At 64.8% G+C, this 18,835-nt stretch carries 15 protein-coding genes and 1 tRNA gene; 13 read left to right on the forward strand and 3 right to left on the reverse strand.

Annotated elements, in window-relative coordinates:
* Window positions 1-158: 158 nt before the first annotated feature.
* A complete protein-coding gene (locus AC0L2F_RS05430) occupies window positions 159-2,561 on the forward strand; it encodes a membrane-bound PQQ-dependent dehydrogenase, glucose/quinate/shikimate family (protein ID WP_473247752.1) in 2,403 nt (800 codons plus the stop codon).
* Between the two features lie 326 nt (window positions 2,562-2,887).
* Here the strand turns inward: AC0L2F_RS05430 and AC0L2F_RS05435 are convergent.
* Window positions 2,888-2,962, reverse strand: a tRNA-Gln gene (locus tag AC0L2F_RS05435).
* 252 nt (window positions 2,963-3,214) lie between these two features.
* On the opposite strand from AC0L2F_RS05435, the gene AC0L2F_RS05440 reads away from it, so the two are divergent.
* Complete coding sequence (locus AC0L2F_RS05440) at window positions 3,215-4,993, forward strand: acyl-CoA dehydrogenase (RefSeq protein WP_007607419.1); 1,779 nt, start codon at window positions 3,215-3,217, stop codon at window positions 4,991-4,993.
* A 134-nt stretch (window positions 4,994-5,127) separates the two neighbouring features.
* Here the strand turns inward: AC0L2F_RS05440 and AC0L2F_RS05445 are convergent, their stop codons facing one another.
* Entirely contained in the window at window positions 5,128-6,369 is a 1,242-nt protein-coding gene (locus AC0L2F_RS05445) for an MFS transporter (protein ID WP_473247753.1), read from the reverse strand.
* Window positions 6,370-6,614: 245 nt separating this feature from the next.
* Between AC0L2F_RS05445 and AC0L2F_RS05450 the strand changes: the two genes are divergently transcribed.
* The 9 genes from AC0L2F_RS05450 (at window position 6,615) to AC0L2F_RS05490 (ending at window position 16,794) form a co-directional block, all read left to right on the forward strand.
* Window positions 6,615-7,376 carry an enoyl-CoA hydratase-related protein gene (locus tag AC0L2F_RS05450; RefSeq protein ID WP_063993361.1) on the forward strand — a complete coding sequence of 254 codons (762 nt, stop codon included), beginning with the start codon at window positions 6,615-6,617 and terminating at the stop codon, window positions 7,374-7,376.
* Window positions 7,377-7,455: 79 nt separating this feature from the next.
* Complete coding sequence (locus tag AC0L2F_RS05455) at window positions 7,456-9,114, forward strand: bifunctional metallophosphatase/5'-nucleotidase (protein WP_063993362.1); 1,659 nt, start codon at window positions 7,456-7,458, stop codon at window positions 9,112-9,114.
* Window positions 9,115-9,249: 135 nt separating this feature from the next.
* The gene (locus AC0L2F_RS05460; protein ID WP_007607412.1) at window positions 9,250-10,179 is read left to right on the forward strand and encodes a histone deacetylase family protein; all 930 of its coding nucleotides are present in this window, start codon (window positions 9,250-9,252) and stop codon (window positions 10,177-10,179) included.
* A 73-nt stretch (window positions 10,180-10,252) separates the two neighbouring features.
* Window positions 10,253-10,504: an exodeoxyribonuclease VII small subunit gene (locus tag AC0L2F_RS05465; protein WP_007594646.1), complete on the forward strand. Its 252-nt coding sequence runs from the start codon at window positions 10,253-10,255 to the stop codon at window positions 10,502-10,504.
* A gap of 603 nt (window positions 10,505-11,107) precedes the next feature.
* Entirely contained in the window at window positions 11,108-13,036 is a 1,929-nt protein-coding gene (dxs, locus tag AC0L2F_RS05470; RefSeq protein WP_007607410.1) for a 1-deoxy-D-xylulose-5-phosphate synthase, read from the forward strand.
* A gap of 32 nt (window positions 13,037-13,068) precedes the next feature.
* On the forward strand, window positions 13,069-13,623 hold the full coding sequence (locus tag AC0L2F_RS05475) for a nucleoside 2-deoxyribosyltransferase (RefSeq protein WP_063993363.1): 555 nt from the start codon (window positions 13,069-13,071) through the stop codon (window positions 13,621-13,623).
* Window positions 13,624-13,650: 27 nt separating this feature from the next.
* Window positions 13,651-14,385, forward strand: coding sequence for a TlyA family RNA methyltransferase (locus AC0L2F_RS05480; RefSeq protein ID WP_063993364.1), 735 nt, complete (start codon window positions 13,651-13,653; stop codon window positions 14,383-14,385).
* Window positions 14,378-15,625 (forward strand): class I SAM-dependent RNA methyltransferase, encoded by a 1,248-nt coding sequence (locus AC0L2F_RS05485; RefSeq protein ID WP_473247754.1) that lies wholly within the window; start codon window positions 14,378-14,380, stop codon window positions 15,623-15,625. Before AC0L2F_RS05480 ends, AC0L2F_RS05485 begins: the two co-directional genes overlap by 8 nt.
* 110 nt (window positions 15,626-15,735) lie before the next feature.
* Complete coding sequence (locus AC0L2F_RS05490; RefSeq protein ID WP_473247755.1) at window positions 15,736-16,794, forward strand: Acg family FMN-binding oxidoreductase; 1,059 nt, start codon at window positions 15,736-15,738, stop codon at window positions 16,792-16,794.
* A 6-nt stretch (window positions 16,795-16,800) separates the two neighbouring features.
* Here the strand turns inward: AC0L2F_RS05490 and AC0L2F_RS05495 are convergent, their stop codons facing one another.
* A complete protein-coding gene (locus AC0L2F_RS05495; protein ID WP_473247756.1) occupies window positions 16,801-17,403 on the reverse strand; it encodes a hypothetical protein in 603 nt (200 codons plus the stop codon).
* Window positions 17,404-17,570: 167 nt separating this feature from the next.
* Here AC0L2F_RS05495 and AC0L2F_RS05500 point away from each other — a divergent pair, with 167 nt between their 5' ends.
* Both AC0L2F_RS05500 and AC0L2F_RS05505 read left to right on the forward strand, forming a co-directional pair.
* Window positions 17,571-18,629 carry a class I SAM-dependent methyltransferase gene (locus AC0L2F_RS05500; RefSeq protein WP_473247757.1) on the forward strand — a complete coding sequence of 353 codons (1,059 nt, stop codon included), beginning with the start codon at window positions 17,571-17,573 and terminating at the stop codon, window positions 18,627-18,629.
* Between the two features lie 37 nt (window positions 18,630-18,666).
* On the forward strand, window positions 18,667-18,831 hold the full coding sequence (locus AC0L2F_RS05505) for a hypothetical protein (RefSeq protein WP_473247758.1): 165 nt from the start codon (window positions 18,667-18,669) through the stop codon (window positions 18,829-18,831).
* The last annotated feature ends 4 nt before the right edge of the window (window positions 18,832-18,835 follow it).

Genomic DNA, 18,835 nt, shown 5'->3' on the forward strand with positions numbered 1-18,835 from the left:
CCCATCTGTTCGGGCTGCTGAGGGTCGCTTGAGCTCATCGCCTCCCCGAGCCAACGGCGCTCCGTGGTCCGGAAGCGTACGTGCAAATGCAGGAACCAAAGCGGCGGACGCACTCTTGGATCTGGAGCAAAGTAATCAACAGATGACGAGTAACCGGCATGGCTCAGAGATATCGCGCAGCAGATTGGGCGGCATTCGCTCTCGGAGGAGTCATGGTTCTCATCGGCCTCGTGCTCGGAGCCGGCGGAGCATGGCTGCTTTGGTTGGGAGGCTCCTTCTATTATCTGCCCAGCGGAATCGTCCTGATCCTCTCGGGTCTCCTGTTGGCCCGCCGGCGCGTTGAAGGCGCATGGCTTTACCTTGTTCTCTTCCTGCTCACCCTCGCCTGGGCGTTCTGGGAAGTTGGCGCTAACGGTTGGGCCTTGGTGCCGCGGACCGTCGGACCGGCCATTTTGCTGATCGCCGTCCTGGCGCTCACGCCACGGCTTCGGCCCATTCGCCACCAGTATGAAGCTGCGGCGACAATCGCTGCGGGGCTTGTACTGCTGGTAGCCACAACTGTGTTGATGTCCGGGGCTTTTCGGCCGGCAAGCGCCGCTCCTCGCGTCATGCCATCTCCGACCGTCGCGATGGCCGACCCTTCCTCTCTCAAGGCAGGCGCAGATTGGCCTGCGTATGGCGGCAGCTACAGCGCGCGCCGCTATTCGCCGCTCGACGAGATCAACTCGACGAACGTCGCCAAGCTCACGAAGGTCTGGACCTTTCACACGGGCGACTTGCCTACCAAGAATACAAAGGGCACATACGGCGCAGAGAACACGCCGCTGAAGGTGGGGGATAACCTCTACGTCTGCACGCCCAAGAACATCGTTATCGCCGTCGACGCCAAGACCGGCAAGCAGATCTGGCGATTTGACCCGCGCGTTCCGGACGAGTTCATTCCGTATACCGCAGCTTGCAGAGGCCTTGCATATTACGAACTCTCCAATGCCGATCAGGGCGCGGCCTGTGCCAGCCGCATCATCGAAGGTACGCTTGACGCACGCCTGATCGCAATCGATGCGAAGACCGGCAAGCGCTGCGAGGCATTCGGACATGACGGACAGGTCGACACCGCGAGGGGCATCGGCCGGCACGATCCCGGCATGTTCGCGATTACCTCGGCGCCGACGATCGTTCGCGGCGTCATTGTTATCGGGCATGAAGTGCTCGATGGGCAAAAGCGGGACGCGCCCTCGGGTGTGATTCAGGGATACGACGCGCAGACGGGGGCGTTGCGTTGGGCCTGGGACATGGTCAAGCCGGATGCAAGCGCGCCGCCGGCGGTTGGACAAACCTATACCAGGGGCACGCCCAACATGTGGACGACCGCCTCCGGCGACGAGGAGCTGGGACTCGTCTATCTGCCGCTTGGGGTTTCGGCCGTGGACTATTGGAGCAGCAGTCGCTCGGACCGCGAGAAGGAGTTCGCGACATCGCTGGTCGCGCTCGATGTCACGACCGGCAAGCCTGCCTGGCATTTCCAGACCGTGCACAATGATGTCTGGGACTACGATCTCGGCTCTCAAGCGACGCTGATCGACTTCCCGACGGACAATGGCGCGCCGGTGCCGGCGCTGGTGTTGCCGAGCAAGCGCGGCGACATTTTCGTGCTCGACCGCCGCACGGGCAAGCCGCTCGTCGGCGTCGAAGAGAGGCCGGTGCCGCAAGGCGGCGTTGAGCCGGCGCAGCGCGCCAAGACGCAGCCATTCTCGCTTTACCACACGCTGCGAAAGGCCGATCTCACCGAGCGCGACATGTGGGGCATGTCGCCCATCGACCAGATGATCTGCCGTATCCAGTTTCGTCAGGCGAGCTATAAGGGCATCTTCACGCCACCCACGGCCAGCCCGCACTGGATTGAATATCCAGGCTATAATGGCGGCTCCGATTGGGGCGGCATCGCCATCGATCCCGTTCGCGACGTCATCGTTGCCAATTACAACGACATGCCGAATTACAATCGGCTGGTGCCGCGCGACGAGGCCAATCGTCTCGGTTGGGCGCCGCGGGACCAGGCGCGCGGCGAAATCGGCGGGCAGGAAGGCGCGGGCGATCCGCAGCTCGGTTCCCCATATGCGATCAACGTCAATGCCGGCTGGCGGCTGCCGGGCACCGGATTGTTGTGCAAGCAGCCGCCCTATGGCGGAATTCGCGCCATCGATCTGAAGACCGGAAGGACGCTGTGGGATCGTCCGTTGGGTGAAGCCCGCACGAACGGCCCGTTCGGGATCCCTTCGATGCTGCCGATCAGGATCGGGACGCCAAATAATGGCGGTGCCGTCGTGACCGCCGGCGGGCTTATCTTCGTCGCAGCGACGACCGACAATCTGATCCGTGCCATCGACATCAAGACCGGAAAAACCGTCTGGAAGGACGTGCTTCCTGCCGGCGGCCAGGCCACGCCGATCACCTATGAGGCTGGCGGCCGCCAGTACCTGGTCATCATGGCCGGCGGTCATCATTTCATGGAGACGCCGATCGGTGATTCCCTGGTGGCGTACGCCTTACCGGCTAAGTAGTGCTACCCGTTGTGAGCTTTCAGAAAAACGTGGGGACACGCAGCGACGTTCCGAGCGTGTGAGCCGGCACTTGGAAACGAAAGCGCGCTCTTGGTAGCAGCATCCGATTTGTTCGCCGGGGTACTCTATCCTACGATGACGACGTAGCGGACCTGCGCCGGCCCGTCTCCCGAGTAATATGTTGGGATGAAAGCGACGGAGGGCATCGTGCTGTACGACGCGATCTCGTTCGGACCGGACCGAGCTCAGAATCTGTATTTCCAAACGGCCCTGAAAACCTTGGCGGAAATAGGCTGCTTATGAAGCGAACTCAACAGCTTACGTGCTGGCTGGGGCGGGAGGGATCGAACCTCCGAATGGCGGAATCAAAATCCGCTGCCTTACCGCTTGGCTACGCCCCATCAGGCCCTCGGGAACGGCGGCGACAGGAGCGTCCGCGGATTCCCTCGAGTGGTGCCGGTCTATAGGGAGAGACGCGGCATTTCAACCGCCCGGAGGAGCAAAATACCACAGGCGCCGGTGGCGACGCGCCATGCCTGATAGGGCGTTACGCCCGCCGCTTCCGATGGGCGTTCCGCCCCCCTCCTGACAGTTGAGACCTCCCCCATTTCATGGGAATACGGCGGCAAGAACTGTTTCCCCGGGAGTGAGCCATGACCTACCGCGCGCCGATCTCTGACATGCTGCTGTCGCTGAACCACGGCGCCGGCCTGAAGGCTGCCATGGAGGCCGGCCATTACGGCGATTTCGACGGCGATATCGTGAGCGCCGTGCTGGAGGAAGCCGGCAAGTTCGCGACCGACGTGCTGGCGCCGCTGAACAAGGTCGGCGACGAGCACGGCATCAAGCTCAGCGACGGCAAGGTCACGACCGCGCCGGGCTGGCCGGATGCCTATAAGCGCTGGACCGAGGGCGGGTGGAACGCGGTTTCCGGGCCCGAGGATTTTGGCGGTCAGGGCCTGCCGCTAGCGATCAACGCCGCCTGCACCGAGATCTGGAGCGCCGCCAACGTCGCCTTCGGCCTCTGCCCGTTGCTGACGGCATCGGCGATGGAGGCGCTGGACGCGCATGGCAGCGACGCGTTGAAGAAGATCTATCTCGAGAAGCTCGTCTCCGGCGAATGGACCGGCACGATGCAGTTGACCGAGCCGCAGGCCGGCTCCGATGTCGGCGCACTGCGCACCCGCGCCGAGAAGCAGGCCGACGGCACCTATCGCATCAAGGGGACGAAGATCTTCATCACCTATGGCGAGCACGACATGACCGACAACATCGTGCATTTCGTGCTGGCGCGCCTGCCGGACGCGCCCGCCGGCACCAAGGGGATATCGCTGTTCCTGGTGCCCAAATTCATGGTCAACGAAGACGGCTCGCTGGGTGCGCGCAACGACATCTTCGCCTCCGGCGTCGAGCACAAGCTCGGTATGCATGCCTCCCCCACCTGCACCATGACCATGGGGGATCATGGCGGCGCGATCGGCTTCCTGGTCGGCGAAGAGAACCAGGGCATGCGCTGCATGTTCACGATGATGAACCAGGCCCGCCTCGGCGTCGGCCTCGAAGGCGTCGGTGTTGCCGACCGCGCCTATCAGCAGGCCTTGTCGTACGCACAAGAGCGCAAGCAGGGCCGCGCCCTCGGCAAGAAGGGTGACGGCTCCGATGCGATCTTCGTGCATCCCGACGTCAAGCGCATGCTGATGCGGATGCGGGCGCAGACCGCGGCGGCGCGCACCATCTGCTATGCGACCGCGGTGGCGATCGACATCTCGACACGCGCCAGAGATCCGAAGGTCCGCGCCGATGCTGCCGCGCGCGCGGCGCTGTTGACGCCGATGGCCAAGGGCTATTCCACCGATATCGGCAACGAGGTCGCCTATCTCGGCGTGCAGGTGCATGGCGGCATGGGCTTCATCGAGGAGACCGGCGCGGCGCAGCACTATCGCGACGCCCGCATCACCGCGATCTACGAGGGCACCAACGGCATCCAGGCCATCGACCTCGTCACGCGAAAGCTCGCGGCCAACGGCGGCGCGTCGGTGTGGGCGCTGCTCGACGAGCTCTCCGCAATCGTGAAGCAGGTCGAAGCCTCCAACGATCCCGCTTTCGGCACCACCGGCGTGAAACTGCGCGAGGCACTGGAGGCGCTGACGCGCACCAGCAAATGGCTGCTGGAGCGGGTTGCGTCCGCGCCGAACGAGGCGCTTGCCGGAGCAACGCCGTATCTGCAACAGTTCGGCGCCACGCTCGGCGGCTGCATGCTGGCATCCGAAGCGCTCGCCGCGAAATCCGATGGCATCACGGATGCCGCGCGCTACGTCTCGCTGGCGCGCTTCTTCGCCGAGAACATCGCCGTGCAGGCCGGCGCGCTCGAGCGCACCGTGACGGAGAGCGCGGAGTCGGTCGCTGCTGCGGATGCGGTGCTGTTGGGGTAAGGCCGCATATGCGCGCCACACATTCAGTGTCGTCCGGCGAAGGCCGGGACGACACCAGATTTTTTACTCGCGCCTCCCCGCTCGCAGATCGTAGCGGGAACGGCCAGCCCGGATTGCGCTGCGCTCCATCCGGGCTACGAAGCCGCGAGCTTCGTACGTTTCCCCGGCCGCCATAGTACGACGCTCGCCGCCACTAGGTCGAGCATCACGCACATCGCAAACGCGCTCGTGTAGTCGCCGGTCACGCTGCGCACGAGACCGACGATGCCGGGGCCGAAGGCGCTGACGATGCCGCTGATCGACGTGCCCAGTCCCATCGCGGCGGCGAAGGCGCTTGCGCCGATCTCGCGCTGGATGATCAAGGGCGGAAACGTGATCATGTTGCCGATCGAGAAACCGTAGACGGCGCAGCACACGAGCAGCACGGTCGGGTTCGTGCTTTCCAGAAGCACGAACAGCGCCGCCGCCTGGCTGGTCATCGATGCCGCGCAGGCGAGCCGCGGATCGAGCCGGTCCACGAACAGGCCGAGCGACAGGCGCCCGACCACCGCCATCGCCGCCATGATGGTGACGGCAAGACCCGCACTGGCGCGGCCGATCAGCGGTTCGAGGAACGTCACCTGGTGGATGATGAATCCCATCTGCGCCAGCAGCGCGACCGCGATCGGCAGCACCATGGTCCAGAACGCCGAATTGGCGAGCAGCGTCTTGCGCGAGTGAACCGCAGGCACGGCGGTGCCGCCATCGAATGAATCCCCGCCCGGCGTTGGCGGCATTTCCGTCGGCCAGCCGGTGAAGATGACCACCACCGGCAGCACCAGCACCACCATCGCCAGCGTGGCCGCCAGCATCGCGGAACGAAAGCCGATGCTGCCGCTCAGCGACAGCAGCAGCGGCACGAGCACGATGCCGCCGCAGGTCGCGCCATTGTAGGCGAGGCTGAGCGCGAGCCCGCGGCGCCGTTCGAACCAGGAGTTCAGCACGGTGGCGATCACCACCGTGCCCATGCCGGTCCAGCCGACCGACATCAGCGCATAGGCGAGATAGAGCTGCCAGGGCGTCTGCAGCAGCGCCAGCAGCACCGTCGAAGCGCCGAGCGCCGAGAGGCCGCACAGGATCAGCGACCGCAGCCCGATGCGGGCGAGCAGATCGTCGGTGAAGATGACGAGCACAGCAGTCAGGAGAAAGGAGAAGGTGCTGGCCGCGGAGACCAGCGTGCCCGGCCAGCCATGGGCGCGCTGGAGTTCGGCGAGATAGACGCCCTGACCGTATAGGCCGAAGCCGAACATGAAGAAGGCCATCAGGAAGCAGGCCAGCACGACGCGCCAGCCGCGATAGTGCAGCGAGGATTCGTCAACACGAGTGGCGGCAATCATCAATCGGGCAATCCGCCAAATGGAACGGCGCGAGGCGATCGTGCACCACAACCAGGGGTTTTTCAATCGAAAATGGGTAGCTAATTATTGCAACGCGTAACACAGCAGCGGCCGATGCGCCCGTCTCGCGCGAATTCGGTCCCCAAAAGGTCGAGCCAGCGCATTGGCACGCCTGCAAGATGATGTAGGCTGACGTTTCGCGAGTCTAGCCAATGTCAGTATCGCGGCGACCGCAGGGGCCTCTCATGTCGAATGGCAACATCATCGTCACCGAAGAGCGCGGAACGCGCGTAATCACCCTGCGCCGTCCGAGCAAGAAGAACGCGATCACGCAGGACATGTATCGGGAGATGAGCCGCGCGATCGACACCGCGCAGAACAATCCCGAGATTCGCTGCATGATCATCACCGGGGGCTCCGGCGTGTTCACCGCCGGCGACGACATCGACGATTTCATGCACGCCGACACGTCGCGCCCCGAGACGCTGTCCGACGGCGCCAAGTTTCTCTATTCGCTCGCCCTCAACGCCAAGCCGGTGATCGCGGCCGTGGACGGCGCGTCGATCGGCATGGGCACCGTGATGCTGTTCCATTGCGACTATGTGCTGGCCTCGAACGCGGCAACCTTCTCCGCGCCCTACATCCATCTCGGGCTCGTGCCGGTCGGTGCGTCCAGCCTCTTGATGCCGAACACGATGGGCTACCAGCGCGCCTTCGCCATGCTGGTGATGGGACGGACTTTTACGGCCGCTGAAGCGCATGCCGCCGGCTTCGTCAACACCGTGGTCTCGCCGGGTCATACCGAGGTCGAGGCGCGCAAGGTGGCGCGCGATATCTGCAGGCTCCCCGCCGAAGCGGTCGCGATCTCGCGCAAACTGCTGCGCGTCGCATCCGAGGAGCTCACCCGCCGCATCGACCAGGAGGCCCATTTGTTCGGCGAGCGGTTGAAGTCGGAAGAAGCCACCGCCGCATTCAACGCGTTTGCGAACAGGAAGAAGAAAAAGTAGGGTGCCGTCCGGCGCATCGCCGCGGAATGACGGCGAGAACTTTCGTGAAATCTTCGCGCGGAGCGACTAGTCTGGTTCCATGCGACATGTTCTCCGCCTGACCGTCTTCGCGCTTGCGCTCGCCGCCCTGCCCGCGTCCGCCCAAACCGCCGCACCCGTCGAGCTGCGCATCCTCGCGATCAATGATTTCCACGGCAATCTGCGCTCGCCACCTGGCGGCATCCGGATCAGCGATCCCGAGGACAGGTCCAGGAAGGTGATGGTGGCGGCCGGCGGTGCCGAATACATGGCGACGCTGGTGAAGCAGCTGCGCGAGGGCCACAAGAACACGATCTTCGTCGCCGCCGGCGACCTGATCGGCGCGAGCCCGTTCCTGTCGGCGATGTTCCACGACGAGCCTTCGATCGAGTCGCTCTCGATGATGGGGCTCGCGATCACCTCGGTCGGCAATCACGAATTCGACGAGGGCAAGACCGAGCTCCTGCGGATGCAGAACGGGGGCTGTCATCCGGTCGACGGCTGCCAGGGGCCCCATCCCTTCCAGGGCGCCAAATTCCATTATCTCGCGGCGTCCACCATCGAGACCGCGACCGGCAGGAGCGTGCTGCCGCCTTACGAGATCAGGGAATTCGAGGGCATCCCCATCGCCTTCATCGGGCTGACCTTGAAGGAGACCGCGGGCATCGTATCGCCCGCGGGCATCACCGGCCTCGAATTCCGCGACGAAGCCGAGACGGTGAACGCGCTGGTGCCGCAGCTGAAGGCGCGCGGGGTCGAGGCGATCGTGGTGCTGATCCACCAGGGCGGCGAGCCGGCCGGCGACTACAATGAATGCCCTGCCATCACGGGGCCGATCGTCGACATCGTGAAAAAATTCGATCGCGCCGTCGACGTCGTCGTCAGCGGCCACACCCATCGTGCTTATGTCTGCGATATTGACGGGCGGCTCGTCACCAGCGGCGACAAATACGGTACCCTGGTCACCGCGATCGACCTCAAGCTCGATCCGGCAACGCGCGACGTCGTCCGCGCCAGGGCCGAGAACGTCCTCGTCGCCAATGCCTCGCTGCCTAGGGATCCCGAGCAGACCGCACTGATCGATGCCTACGACAAGCTTTCGGCGCCGATCGCCAATCGCCCGGCTGGATCGGTGACGCAGACGCTGTCACGCGTGCCGAACGAGGCCGGCGAAAGCCCGCTCGGCGACGTCATTGCGGACGCGCAGCTCGCCGCGACCAGAGATGCCAAGGACGGCAGCGCCGTCATCGCGCTCACCAATCCCGGCGGCATCCGCACCGACATCGTTCCAAAGGAGAACGGCGCGATCACCTTCGGCGACGTTTTCGCCAGCCAGCCGTTCCGCAACCGGCTCGTCACCATGACGCTCACGGGCAGCCAGCTCAAGGACATGCTGGAGCAGCAATGGCTCGACCCGAAGCGGCCGCGGATTCTCCAGGTCTCGAACGGGTTCAGTTACGCCTGGGATGCGGCGAAGCCATTCGGCGAGCGCGTGATCACCGAGAAGATGACGCTCAATGGCAGACTGGTCGAAGCCGGAAGCGGCTACCGCGTCACCCTCAACGATTACCTCGCAGTCGGTGGCGACGGCTTTACGGTCGCCAAACAAGGCACGGGGCCGCAATATGGCGGCTACGACGCTGACGCGCTGTTCGCGTTCTTCAGGGCGCACGGACCGATCGGGCCGCTGCCGCTGAGCCGCATCCTGCGCGTGAATTGATCCGGATCAAACGGGCCGGCTCGGGACCACCCTTTGCCATTCCCGGGGGAACGCATAGATTGGGTTTTGTATTTGCGTTTTGGCGCCGGATGCGCCAAGCGACGTCGAGAGCCCGCATTCCATGAGGCCGAACTGATGAGTACGCTTCTCCTCTCCCACAAGGCCTGCCTCGACCACGTCACGCCGCCGGGACACCCTGAAAGGCCGGACCGCCTGCGCGCGGTGGAGGAGGCGCTGTCGCATGAGCGCTTCCAGTTCCTGGTGCGTGACCAGGCGCCGGAGGGCGATCTCGACCTCGTCACGCTCTGCCACAACGAGCACTACGTCACGGAGCTGCGCCACATCGCGCCGACCAGCGGACTGGTCTATATCGATGGCGACACCTCGATGTCGCCGGGCACATGGGAAGCGGTGATGCGCGGCGTCGGCGGCGCGGTCGCGGCGACCGAAGCGGTGATGGCGGGCGAGCATCGCAACGCCTTTGTCGCGGTGCGCCCGCCCGGCCACCACGCCGAGATCGGCAAGCCGATGGGCTTCTGTTTCTTCGACAACGTCGCCATCGCCGCGCGCCACGCGCAGCGCAAATACGGCATCAAGCGCGCGGCCATCGTCGATTTCGACGTGCATCACGGCAACGGCACGCAGGACATCTTCTGGTCGGACCCGACCGTGATGTATTGCTCGACGCACCAGATGCCGCTGTTTCCGGGCACCGGCGCCAAGAGTGAGCGCGGCGACCACGACACCATCGTCAACGCGCCGCTCGCCTCCGAGGACGGCGGGCCGGAATTCCGCATCGCGTTCGAGAATTTGATCCTGCCGCAACTCGAAAAATTCAGCCCGGAGCTGCTCGTCATCTCTGCCGGCTTCGACGCGCATTATCGCGATCCGCTGGCGTCGCTGAATTTGCGCGCGGAGGATTATGCCTGGGTGACGCGCAAGCTGATGGACCTTGCCGACAAGACCGCCGGGGGGCGCGTTGTTTCTGTGCTCGAGGGCGGCTACGACCTGCAAGGACTGAAAGAATCTGTTACGGCGCATGTCGGCGCCCTGATGGGCGCCTGACACACCCGCCACATTGCGCCCGCAAAACTTTGCTTTCTGCGACGTGAAGCGAATCGGGCAATCGGAAACTTATATGGCCGAAAATACCCAAATCGACATCTCCAGGCTGACCTTCGAACGCGCCATCGAGGAGCTCGAAACCATCGTGAAACGGCTCGAGGACGGCAAGGTGCCGCTCGAGGAATCCGTGACGATCTACGAGCGCGGCGAGGCCCTGAAGCGCCGCTGCGAGGAGTTGCTGCGCCAGGCCGAGGCGCGCGTCGACAAGATCACCACCGATGCCAGCGGCCAGGCCACCGGCACCGCGCCGCTCGACGTCCAGTAAGGGCCGCCTCCAAAGCCGCCTATCTCACGCAGCGGGCACCGGCAATTTTTCATGATCGCACGCCGCAGTCGGCGTTGTTGCTGCTGCTGCTTGATTCCAGGGAACCGGCGCTCTGGCGATCACGGAACCTCCCTCAGAGGGGCCCCTCGCCCTCCTGAATCCGTCTAGAAATAGCCTCCCCACGCGAAAAACCTTGCCGAGGAACTGGGCAAGCTTGGAACCCTTCGGCTGGCGCCAGGATTAACCACTCTGGCCCGCGGGTTGCAGGTGCATGCCCGTAATCGGCGGAGCGGGTTGGCTTTGGCCCAAGCTTTGGTGTAAAGCTGCGCGGAGTGTGGCTTTTTGTAAGCCTTGCGTGGGCACTGATTACCGACGACAAGCGCTTCAAACTGCTGATGAATTGGCTGGGATGGACGAAGCCGATCTAAGTGACAGGGATCACAGAGACTGAACCGGAGAGCACTTAAGCTCACCTAAGCTTGAAGACGGGGCTTTGCCCCATGCAGGTGGCTCCGACGGTTTAAGGACTCGCGCTGCGCCGATATTGTGCAAACCCATCGCGCACCGGAACGATCTTCCGGCGCTGACAAATTGGAAATCGCCGTGAACGCATATAGTAAAACGCCGCTTCTCGACACCATCCGGACGCCGGACGACCTGCGCAAGCTCAAGGTCGAGCAGGTTCGCCAGGTCGCCGACGAGCTGCGTCAGGAGACCATCGATGCCGTCTCGGTGACCGGCGGTCACTTCGGCGCAGGCCTCGGCGTGGTCGAGCTCACCACTGCGATCCATTACGTTTTCGACACCCCGCGCGACCGGCTGATCTGGGACGTCGGCCACCAGGCCTATCCGCACAAGATCCTCACCGGCCGGCGCGATCGCATCCGCACGCTGCGCACCGGCGGCGGCCTGTCCGGCTTCACCAAGCGCAGCGAGAGCGATTACGATCCGTTCGGCGCCGCGCATTCCTCGACCTCGATCTCCGCCGGCCTCGGCATGGCGGTCGCGCGCGACCTCTCCGGCGGCAAGAACAACGTTATCGCCGTGATCGGTGACGGCGCGATGTCGGCGGGCATGGCCTACGAGGCCATGAACAATGCGGGGGCGATGAACTCGCGCCTGATCGTCATCCTCAACGACAACGACATGTCGATCGCGCCGCCGGTCGGCGCGATGAGCGCCTATCTGTCGCGGCTCTACTCGGGCAAGACCTATCGCACGCTGCGCGATGTGGCCAAGCAGATCAACCAGCGCCTGCCCAAGATCCTCGCCAACCGCGCCAATCGCGTCGAAGAATATTCCCGCGGCTTCATGATGGACGGCGGCACGCTGTTCGAGGAGCTCGGCTTCTATTACGTGGGCCCGATCGACGGCCACAACCTCGACCATCTCCTGCCCGTGCTGAAGAACGTGCGCGACATGGAGACCGGCCCGATCCTGCTCCACGTCGTGACGCAGAAGGGCAAGGGCTACGGCCCGGCGGAAGCCTCCGCCGACAAGTACCACGCGGTGGTCAAGTTCGACGTCGCGACCGGCACCCAGGCCAAGTCCAAGCCGAACGCGCCGGCCTATCAGAACGTGTTCGGCCAGAGCCTCGTCAAGGAAGCGGAGAAGGACGACAAGATCGTCGCCATCACCGCGGCGATGCCGTCCGGCACCGGCGTCGACATCTTCAACAAGGCGTTCCCGGACCGCACCTTCGACGTCGGCATTGCCGAGCAGCACGCAGTGACGTTCGCCGCCGGCCTCGCCACCGAAGGCTACAAGCCGTTCTGCGCGATCTACTCGACCTTCCTGCAGCGCGGCTACGACCAGATCGTGCATGACGTTGCGATCCAGAGCCTGCCGGTTCGCTTCGCCATCGACCGCGCCGGCCTCGTCGGCGCCGACGGTGCAACCCATGCCGGCTCGTTCGACAACGCCTATCTCGGCTGTCTGCCGAACATGGTGATCATGGCCGCGGCCGACGAAGCCGAGCTGGTGCACATGGTCGCAACCCAGGTCGCAATCAACGATCGTCCGAGCTCGCTGCGCTATCCGCGCGGCGAAGGCCGCGGCATCGAGATGCCCGAAGTTGGCGTTCCGCTCGAGATCGGCAAGGGCCGCATCGTCCGCCAGGGCAGCAAGATCGCCCTGCTCTCCTTCGGCACGCGCCTCGCCGAATGCGAGAAGGCCGCGGACGAGCTCGCAGCCCACGGCCTTTCGACCACGATCGCGGATGCGCGCTTCATGAAGCCGCTGGACACCGAGCTCGTGCTCAAGCTCGCGCGCGACCACGAGATCCTGATCACGATCGAGGAAGGCTCGGTCGGCGGTTTCGGCTCGCATGTCGCGCAGTACCTCACCGATCAGGGCGCGCTCGACAGCGGCCTGGTGCGGTTCCGCACCATGGTGCTGCCCGACGTGTTCCAGGACCACGACACGCCGGCGGCGATGTACGGTCGTGCCGGTCTCGACGCCAAGGGCATCGTCGCCAAGGTGTTCGAAGCGCTCGGCAAGGACGTCAAGGCCGAGACGGTCAAGCTCGCCTGACAGCGAGCTTCGACCTTCCGCGAAACAGCTCGATGAAGATCTATCTGGCAGGCCCCGACGTGTTCCTGCCAGATGCAGTCGAGATCGGCCGGCGGAAGGTCGCGATCTGTGCCGCAAACGGCCTCACCGGCCTCTATCCCCTCGACAACGAGATCGACCTCGCCGCTCCCGACGCCTCGCGGCAGATCTTTTGCGGCAACGAGGCGATGATGGACACGGCCGATGCGATCATTGCCAACCTTACGCCGTTCCGCGGCGCTGGCTCCGATCCCGGCACCGTCTACGAGCTCGGCTACATGGCCGGCCGCCGCAAGTTTTGCCTGGCCTATTCCAATGACGGCGCCGCCTATGCCGACCGTGTCGGCCGCTTCATGGACGTGACGTCCGAGGATGGGCGGCTGGTCGACGGGCAGGGACTGACGGTCGAGGATTTTGGCCTCGTCGACAATCTCATGATGATCCACGCGCTGGAGCTGCATGGCTGCCCGCTGGTGACGCCGGCGCAGATGCCGATCGACGTGTGGCACGATCTGGCCGCGTTCGAGGCTTGCGTCCGGATGGCGGCCGCGCGATTGATCGCTACATAAGCGCCTCAGGCGTCTTTCGGAGAGATTATGTCCCCTGCCCGCAAGCGCGCGGATATTCTGCTGGTCGAGCGCGGCCTGTTCGAGAGCCGGGCGCGGGCGCGCGCGGCGATCGAGGCCGGGCTCGTCACGGCCGACGACAAGCAGGTGGCAAAGCCATCGGAGACCATCGCCGAGGACGCCGTGATCCAGGCCGAGCCCGCGCACCCCTACGTCTCCCGCGGCGGCGTCAAGCTCGCCGGCGCGCTGGAGCGCTACCCGATCGAGATCGAGGATCATGTCTGCCTCGATGTCGGTGCGTCCACCGGCGGATTCACCGAGGTGCTGCTGGCGAACGGCGCGAGCCTCGTCTTTGCCGTCGATGTCGGCACCTGTCAGCTGCATCCCTCGCTGCGCGGTCACTCCAAGATCGTGTCGATGGAAGAGACCGACATCCGCGCCTATGACGGCAAGCGCCTGCCAGCGCGGCCCGATGTCGTCGTAATCGACGTCAGCTTCATCTCGCTCAAGACGGTGCTGCCCGTGGCGCTGTCGCTGGCGGCCGCGCCGATGAGTCTGCTGGCGCTGATCAAGCCGCAATTCGAAGCGGACCGGAAGCACAACAAGAAGGGCATCATCCGCGACGCCGCCGTGCACCGCGAGATCTGCGACGACGTCGCCGCCTTTGCGGCCTCGCTCGGCTGCACCGATATCGAGGTGTTCCCATCGGCGATCACCGGCGGCGACGGCAATATCGAATTCTTCCTGGGCGCGCGCCGTGGTTGAGCGCATGGCAATCGATCACGTCGGCCATCGCGGCGACGGCGTCTCGCTCGACGCCGGCGATGCCATCTATGTGCCCTACACGCTCGGCGGCGAGACCGTCGAGGTCGATCATGTCGTCGGCAATCATCCCGACCGCCGCAAGCTGCTGGCGGTGGATGTCGCCAGCCCCGAGCGCGTCGCGCCGTTCTGTCCGCATTTCGGCGTCTGTGGCGGCTGCGCAATCCAGCACTGGGCGGTCGAACCGTATCACGCCTGGAAGCGCGGCATCGTGGTCGAGACCCTGGCCCAGGCCGGTATCGACTGCGAGGTGGCGTCGCTGGTCGATGCCCACGGTGCGGGACGCAGGCGCATGACGCTGCACGGCCGGTTCGGCACCCATGACATCCTCAAGGTTGGCTTCTCGGCTGCCAGCTCGCACGACGTCATCCCGATCGATCGCTGCCCGATCCTCGATCCCGGGCTCGAGGGTGCGCTCGATGCCGGCTGGGCGCTCGCCGAGCTGCTGACGTCCAAAATGCCGGTGACGAAACCGCTGGACATCCAGGTCACCGCGACCGCCAACGGTCTCGACATCGACGTGCGCGGCTCCGGCCCGTTGCCAATGTCACTCGTGACGGCGCTGTCGCGCGTCGCCGAGCAGCACCGCCTGGCGCGGCTGACACGGCACGGCGAACTGGTGCTGCAACGCCTGCCACCGACCCTGCAGATGGGCCGCGCCGAGGTGACGCTGCCGCCGGGCTCGTTCCTGCAGGCGACCGTCGCCGGTGAAGAGACGCTTGCGTCGCTGGTCGCGGAGCGCATCGGCAAGGCCAAGAACGTTCTCGATCTCTTCTGCGGTGTCGGACCGTTTGCGTTGCGGCTCGCCGAAAAGGCCCGCGTCACCGCCCATGACAACGACGCCGGCGCCATTGCAGCGCTCGCAAAGGCCGCGCGCACACCAGGGCTCAAGCCGATCAAGGCCGAGCCGCGCGACCTGTTCCGCCGTCCCCTGGTGGCGCCGGAGCTGCGCGATTTCGACGCCGTCGTGTTCGACCCGCCGCGCCAGGGCGCGCAGGCGCAGGCCTTGAAGCTCGCCGCGAGCAAGGTGCCTGTGGTGGTCGCGGTCTCCTGCAACGTCGCGACATTTGCCCGCGACGCGCGGCTGCTGATCGATGGCGGCTACAAGATGGATGCCGTGGTGCCGGTCGACCAATTCCGGCACACGCCGCATGTCGAGCTGGTGGCGCGGTTTGTGAGATAAGCGCGTCCCTCCCGACCTTGATGCCGGTCAACCGACCGGCTCTGCCGTTGCGCTAAGCTCGCGCGGGAATGGCCGCGGAGCGGATGATGGCGATCGACCGACGACAATTCATGACCAATACGTTCGGCCTTTCCGCGGCGACGCTCACGGCCAGTCCCGCGCAGGCCTCGAACGGGAGCTATGAGGACGCGGTGCAGGCGGCCCGGGCACCGCTGCGATCGTCCCCGAGAGACCGCGAGCTCGTGCGTTTTGCGACACTCGCGGCCAACAGCCACAACACCCAGCCCTGGATTTTTTCCGCCCATGATAATGTCATCGTGATCAGGCCAGACGTCGCACGCCGCTGTCCCGCAGTCGACCCGGACGATCACCACCTCTTCGTCAGCCTCGGCTGCGCCGCCGAAAATCTCGCGCTTGCGGCGGCAACGCTGGGCTGGCGCGCAAACCAGACGGTCGACGGCGGCCGGATCGTGATCGCACTCGACCAAGCTCCGCCTGCCGCATCGGCGCTGGCGGCCGCAATTCCAGTCAGGCAATGCACCCGTGCGGCATTCGACGGCAAGCCGGTCGCGCCCGAGATGTTGCGCCAGCTCGAGGACGCCTGTCGCGAGCCGAACGTGTCGGCAATCCTGCTGACCGAACGCGCAGCCATCGCCAAAGTCACCGACTATGTGCTCGAAGGCAATTCCGCACAAATGCGCGACAAGGCCTTCATGAGCGAACTCGTGAGCTGGATGCGCTTCAACGAGGCGGATGCGGTCGCGTCCATGGACGGGCTATTCTCGCGCGCGTCAGGCAGCCCGTCACTGCCGGCATGGGTCGCGCGGCCGCTGCTGAAGCTCGTCTTCACCGAGCAGGGCGAGAACAGAAAGTACCGCGAGGAGCTCGACAGCTCCGCGGGGGTCCTCGTGCTTGCCGCCGACCGCAGCGACACATCGCAGTGGATCGCGGTCGGACGCGCTTGCCAGCGGTTCGGTTTGCAGGCGACCGCACTGGGGCTGAAATATTCCTTCGTCAACCAGCCGGTCGAGGTGCCGACACTGAGATCGCAATTCGCAGCCTCACTCGGACTCGGTGAGCGGCGTCCCGACATTGTGATCCGTTTCGGAGCCGGACCGAATTTGCCGAAATCGCTGAGGCGCGGCCCGGAGCTGGTGATGCGCGGATGATGCAGTCTAGCGCCGAAGGCCGCCCAGGGCCGGCGACTCGCCGGGCAATATCGACGAGTTGATGTCGCTGTCCATGCGCCCGGATTGCTGTTGGGTGAAGCCGGCGCCGAACGACAGGCTGAGGTTGGAGGTCGGCTTGAACTCGACACCCGCGAATGCGCCATAGCCGGGCGAGGCGCTGGAGGTGAGCGGCGCAAGCGAGCTGCCAATGCCGCCGCCGTATTTCAGGGTGTCGAATCCGGCAAAGAACGTGACGGGCATGCCGCCCGCGGTCTTGGTGTTGTAGCCGAACTGCGTGCTGTCGTAGGAGAGCGCGCTGAAATTGCCGCTCAGTCCGGCCGGGCTGAGGCCGCTCCAATTGAGATTGCCATGCTGGCTGCCGACAAAGAAGCCGTTCGCAAAATTGCTGCGGCCGCTTGCGTCGCCGCCATTGAAGCTCGGGACATTGCCGTAGCTGTCGGCGCTCTGGCCGGCAACGCCGCCGAAGCCGAAAGGTCCGCCGGGGATCCAATATTGCAGGGGTGCGGCTTGCGCATGAGCCGGCGCTTCGCCGAGGCAGAGCAGGGCAAGAAAAACCGCGAGACCGCAAAAGCGGGTAAGCCTGGACATCCAAATAACCGTCGAAAACCTTGCGAATTATACCCACCAGGCATCATGAATGCCAGCATCGCGACACCAATCTTCCCTTGAGTTCCGGGATCACGTTTTCCTGTCAATTGAACTTCCCGCATGCCCGATTGACCCACCTGAGGGGGCGCGTCAGCACGGAGGCTGTCATGGAGGTCAATTCCGACAGGTTGAATGCCTTTATGGGCAAGATGGTCACCGAATTCGGGGCGGCGATGAATGCGTCGCTGGTCCTGCTCGGGGACAAGCTCGGTCTCTACCGTACCCTTGCCGCCAAGGGACCGATGAACTCGTCCGAGCTCGCAAGCGCCACCGGGACCGCGGAGCGCTACGTCCGCGAATGGCTCGCGAGCCAAGCGGCGTCCGGCTACATCGAATACGATTCCGCTTCGGCAAAATTCTCGATGCTGCCGGAGCAGGCGATGGCGCTTGCCGACGAGAACAGTCCGGTGTTCCTCGGCGCGTTTGGCAATGTCATTGCCTCGGCTTTTCTCGACGAGCCGAAGGTCTCGGACGCATTCAAATCCGGCAAGGGCGTCGGGTGGAACCGGCGCAGCGAATGCCTGTTCTGCGGCACTGCCCGCTTTTTCCGGACCGGGTACATGCATCATCTGGTGCAGGAATGGCTGCCCTCGCTCGACGGCGTCGTAGACAAGCTGAAGCGCGGCGCCAAGGTCGCCGATGTCGGCTGCGGGCACGGCGTCTCGACACGGCTGATGGCGGAAGCCTTCCCGAACTCCCGCTTCTACGGCTTCGACTATCACGAGGGTTCGATCAAGGCCGCGCGAAAGGCGGCCACCGAAGCCAGATTGGGCGACCGGGTAAGCTTCGCTGTTCATTCCGCCAAGACCTATCCGGCCGAGGGCTATGATCTCGTCTGCTTCTTCGATTGCCTGCATGACATGGGCGACCCCGTCGGCGCCATCGGCCACGTGCGCGAGACCATGGCAAAGGACGGCACCTGCATGCTGGTCGAGCCGTTCGCAGGCGACCGCCTCGAGGACAATCTCAACCCGGTCGGGCGGGTCTATTATGCGGCGTCGACCATGATCTGCACGCCGGCCTCGCTCGACCAGGAGGTGGGCCTCGCACTGGGCGCGCAAGCGGGCGAGGCAAGGCTACGCAACGTCGCGCGAGAGGGCGGACTGACGCGCTTCCGCCGCGCCGCTGAAACGCCCTTCAATCTGATTCTGGAGGCGCGGATCTGATCTTCCTCATTCCGGCGCGTGGCTGCGGCATATGGTCATGCCGATGCTGCAGCCACGCCTGGCGCCGACATCCTTGCCTCGCTCGCGCCGCAACGTAAGCTGGCCGCCGCAAATGATCGGCAATGGCGCCCTCACGCGCGCTTGCGATGTCTTGCGTGAAATCGAGCGGCAATTGAAGGCGCTGATGCAATCTCGCAGCTAGCAGC

The organism is Bradyrhizobium sp. Ken64, assembly GCF_055807555.1.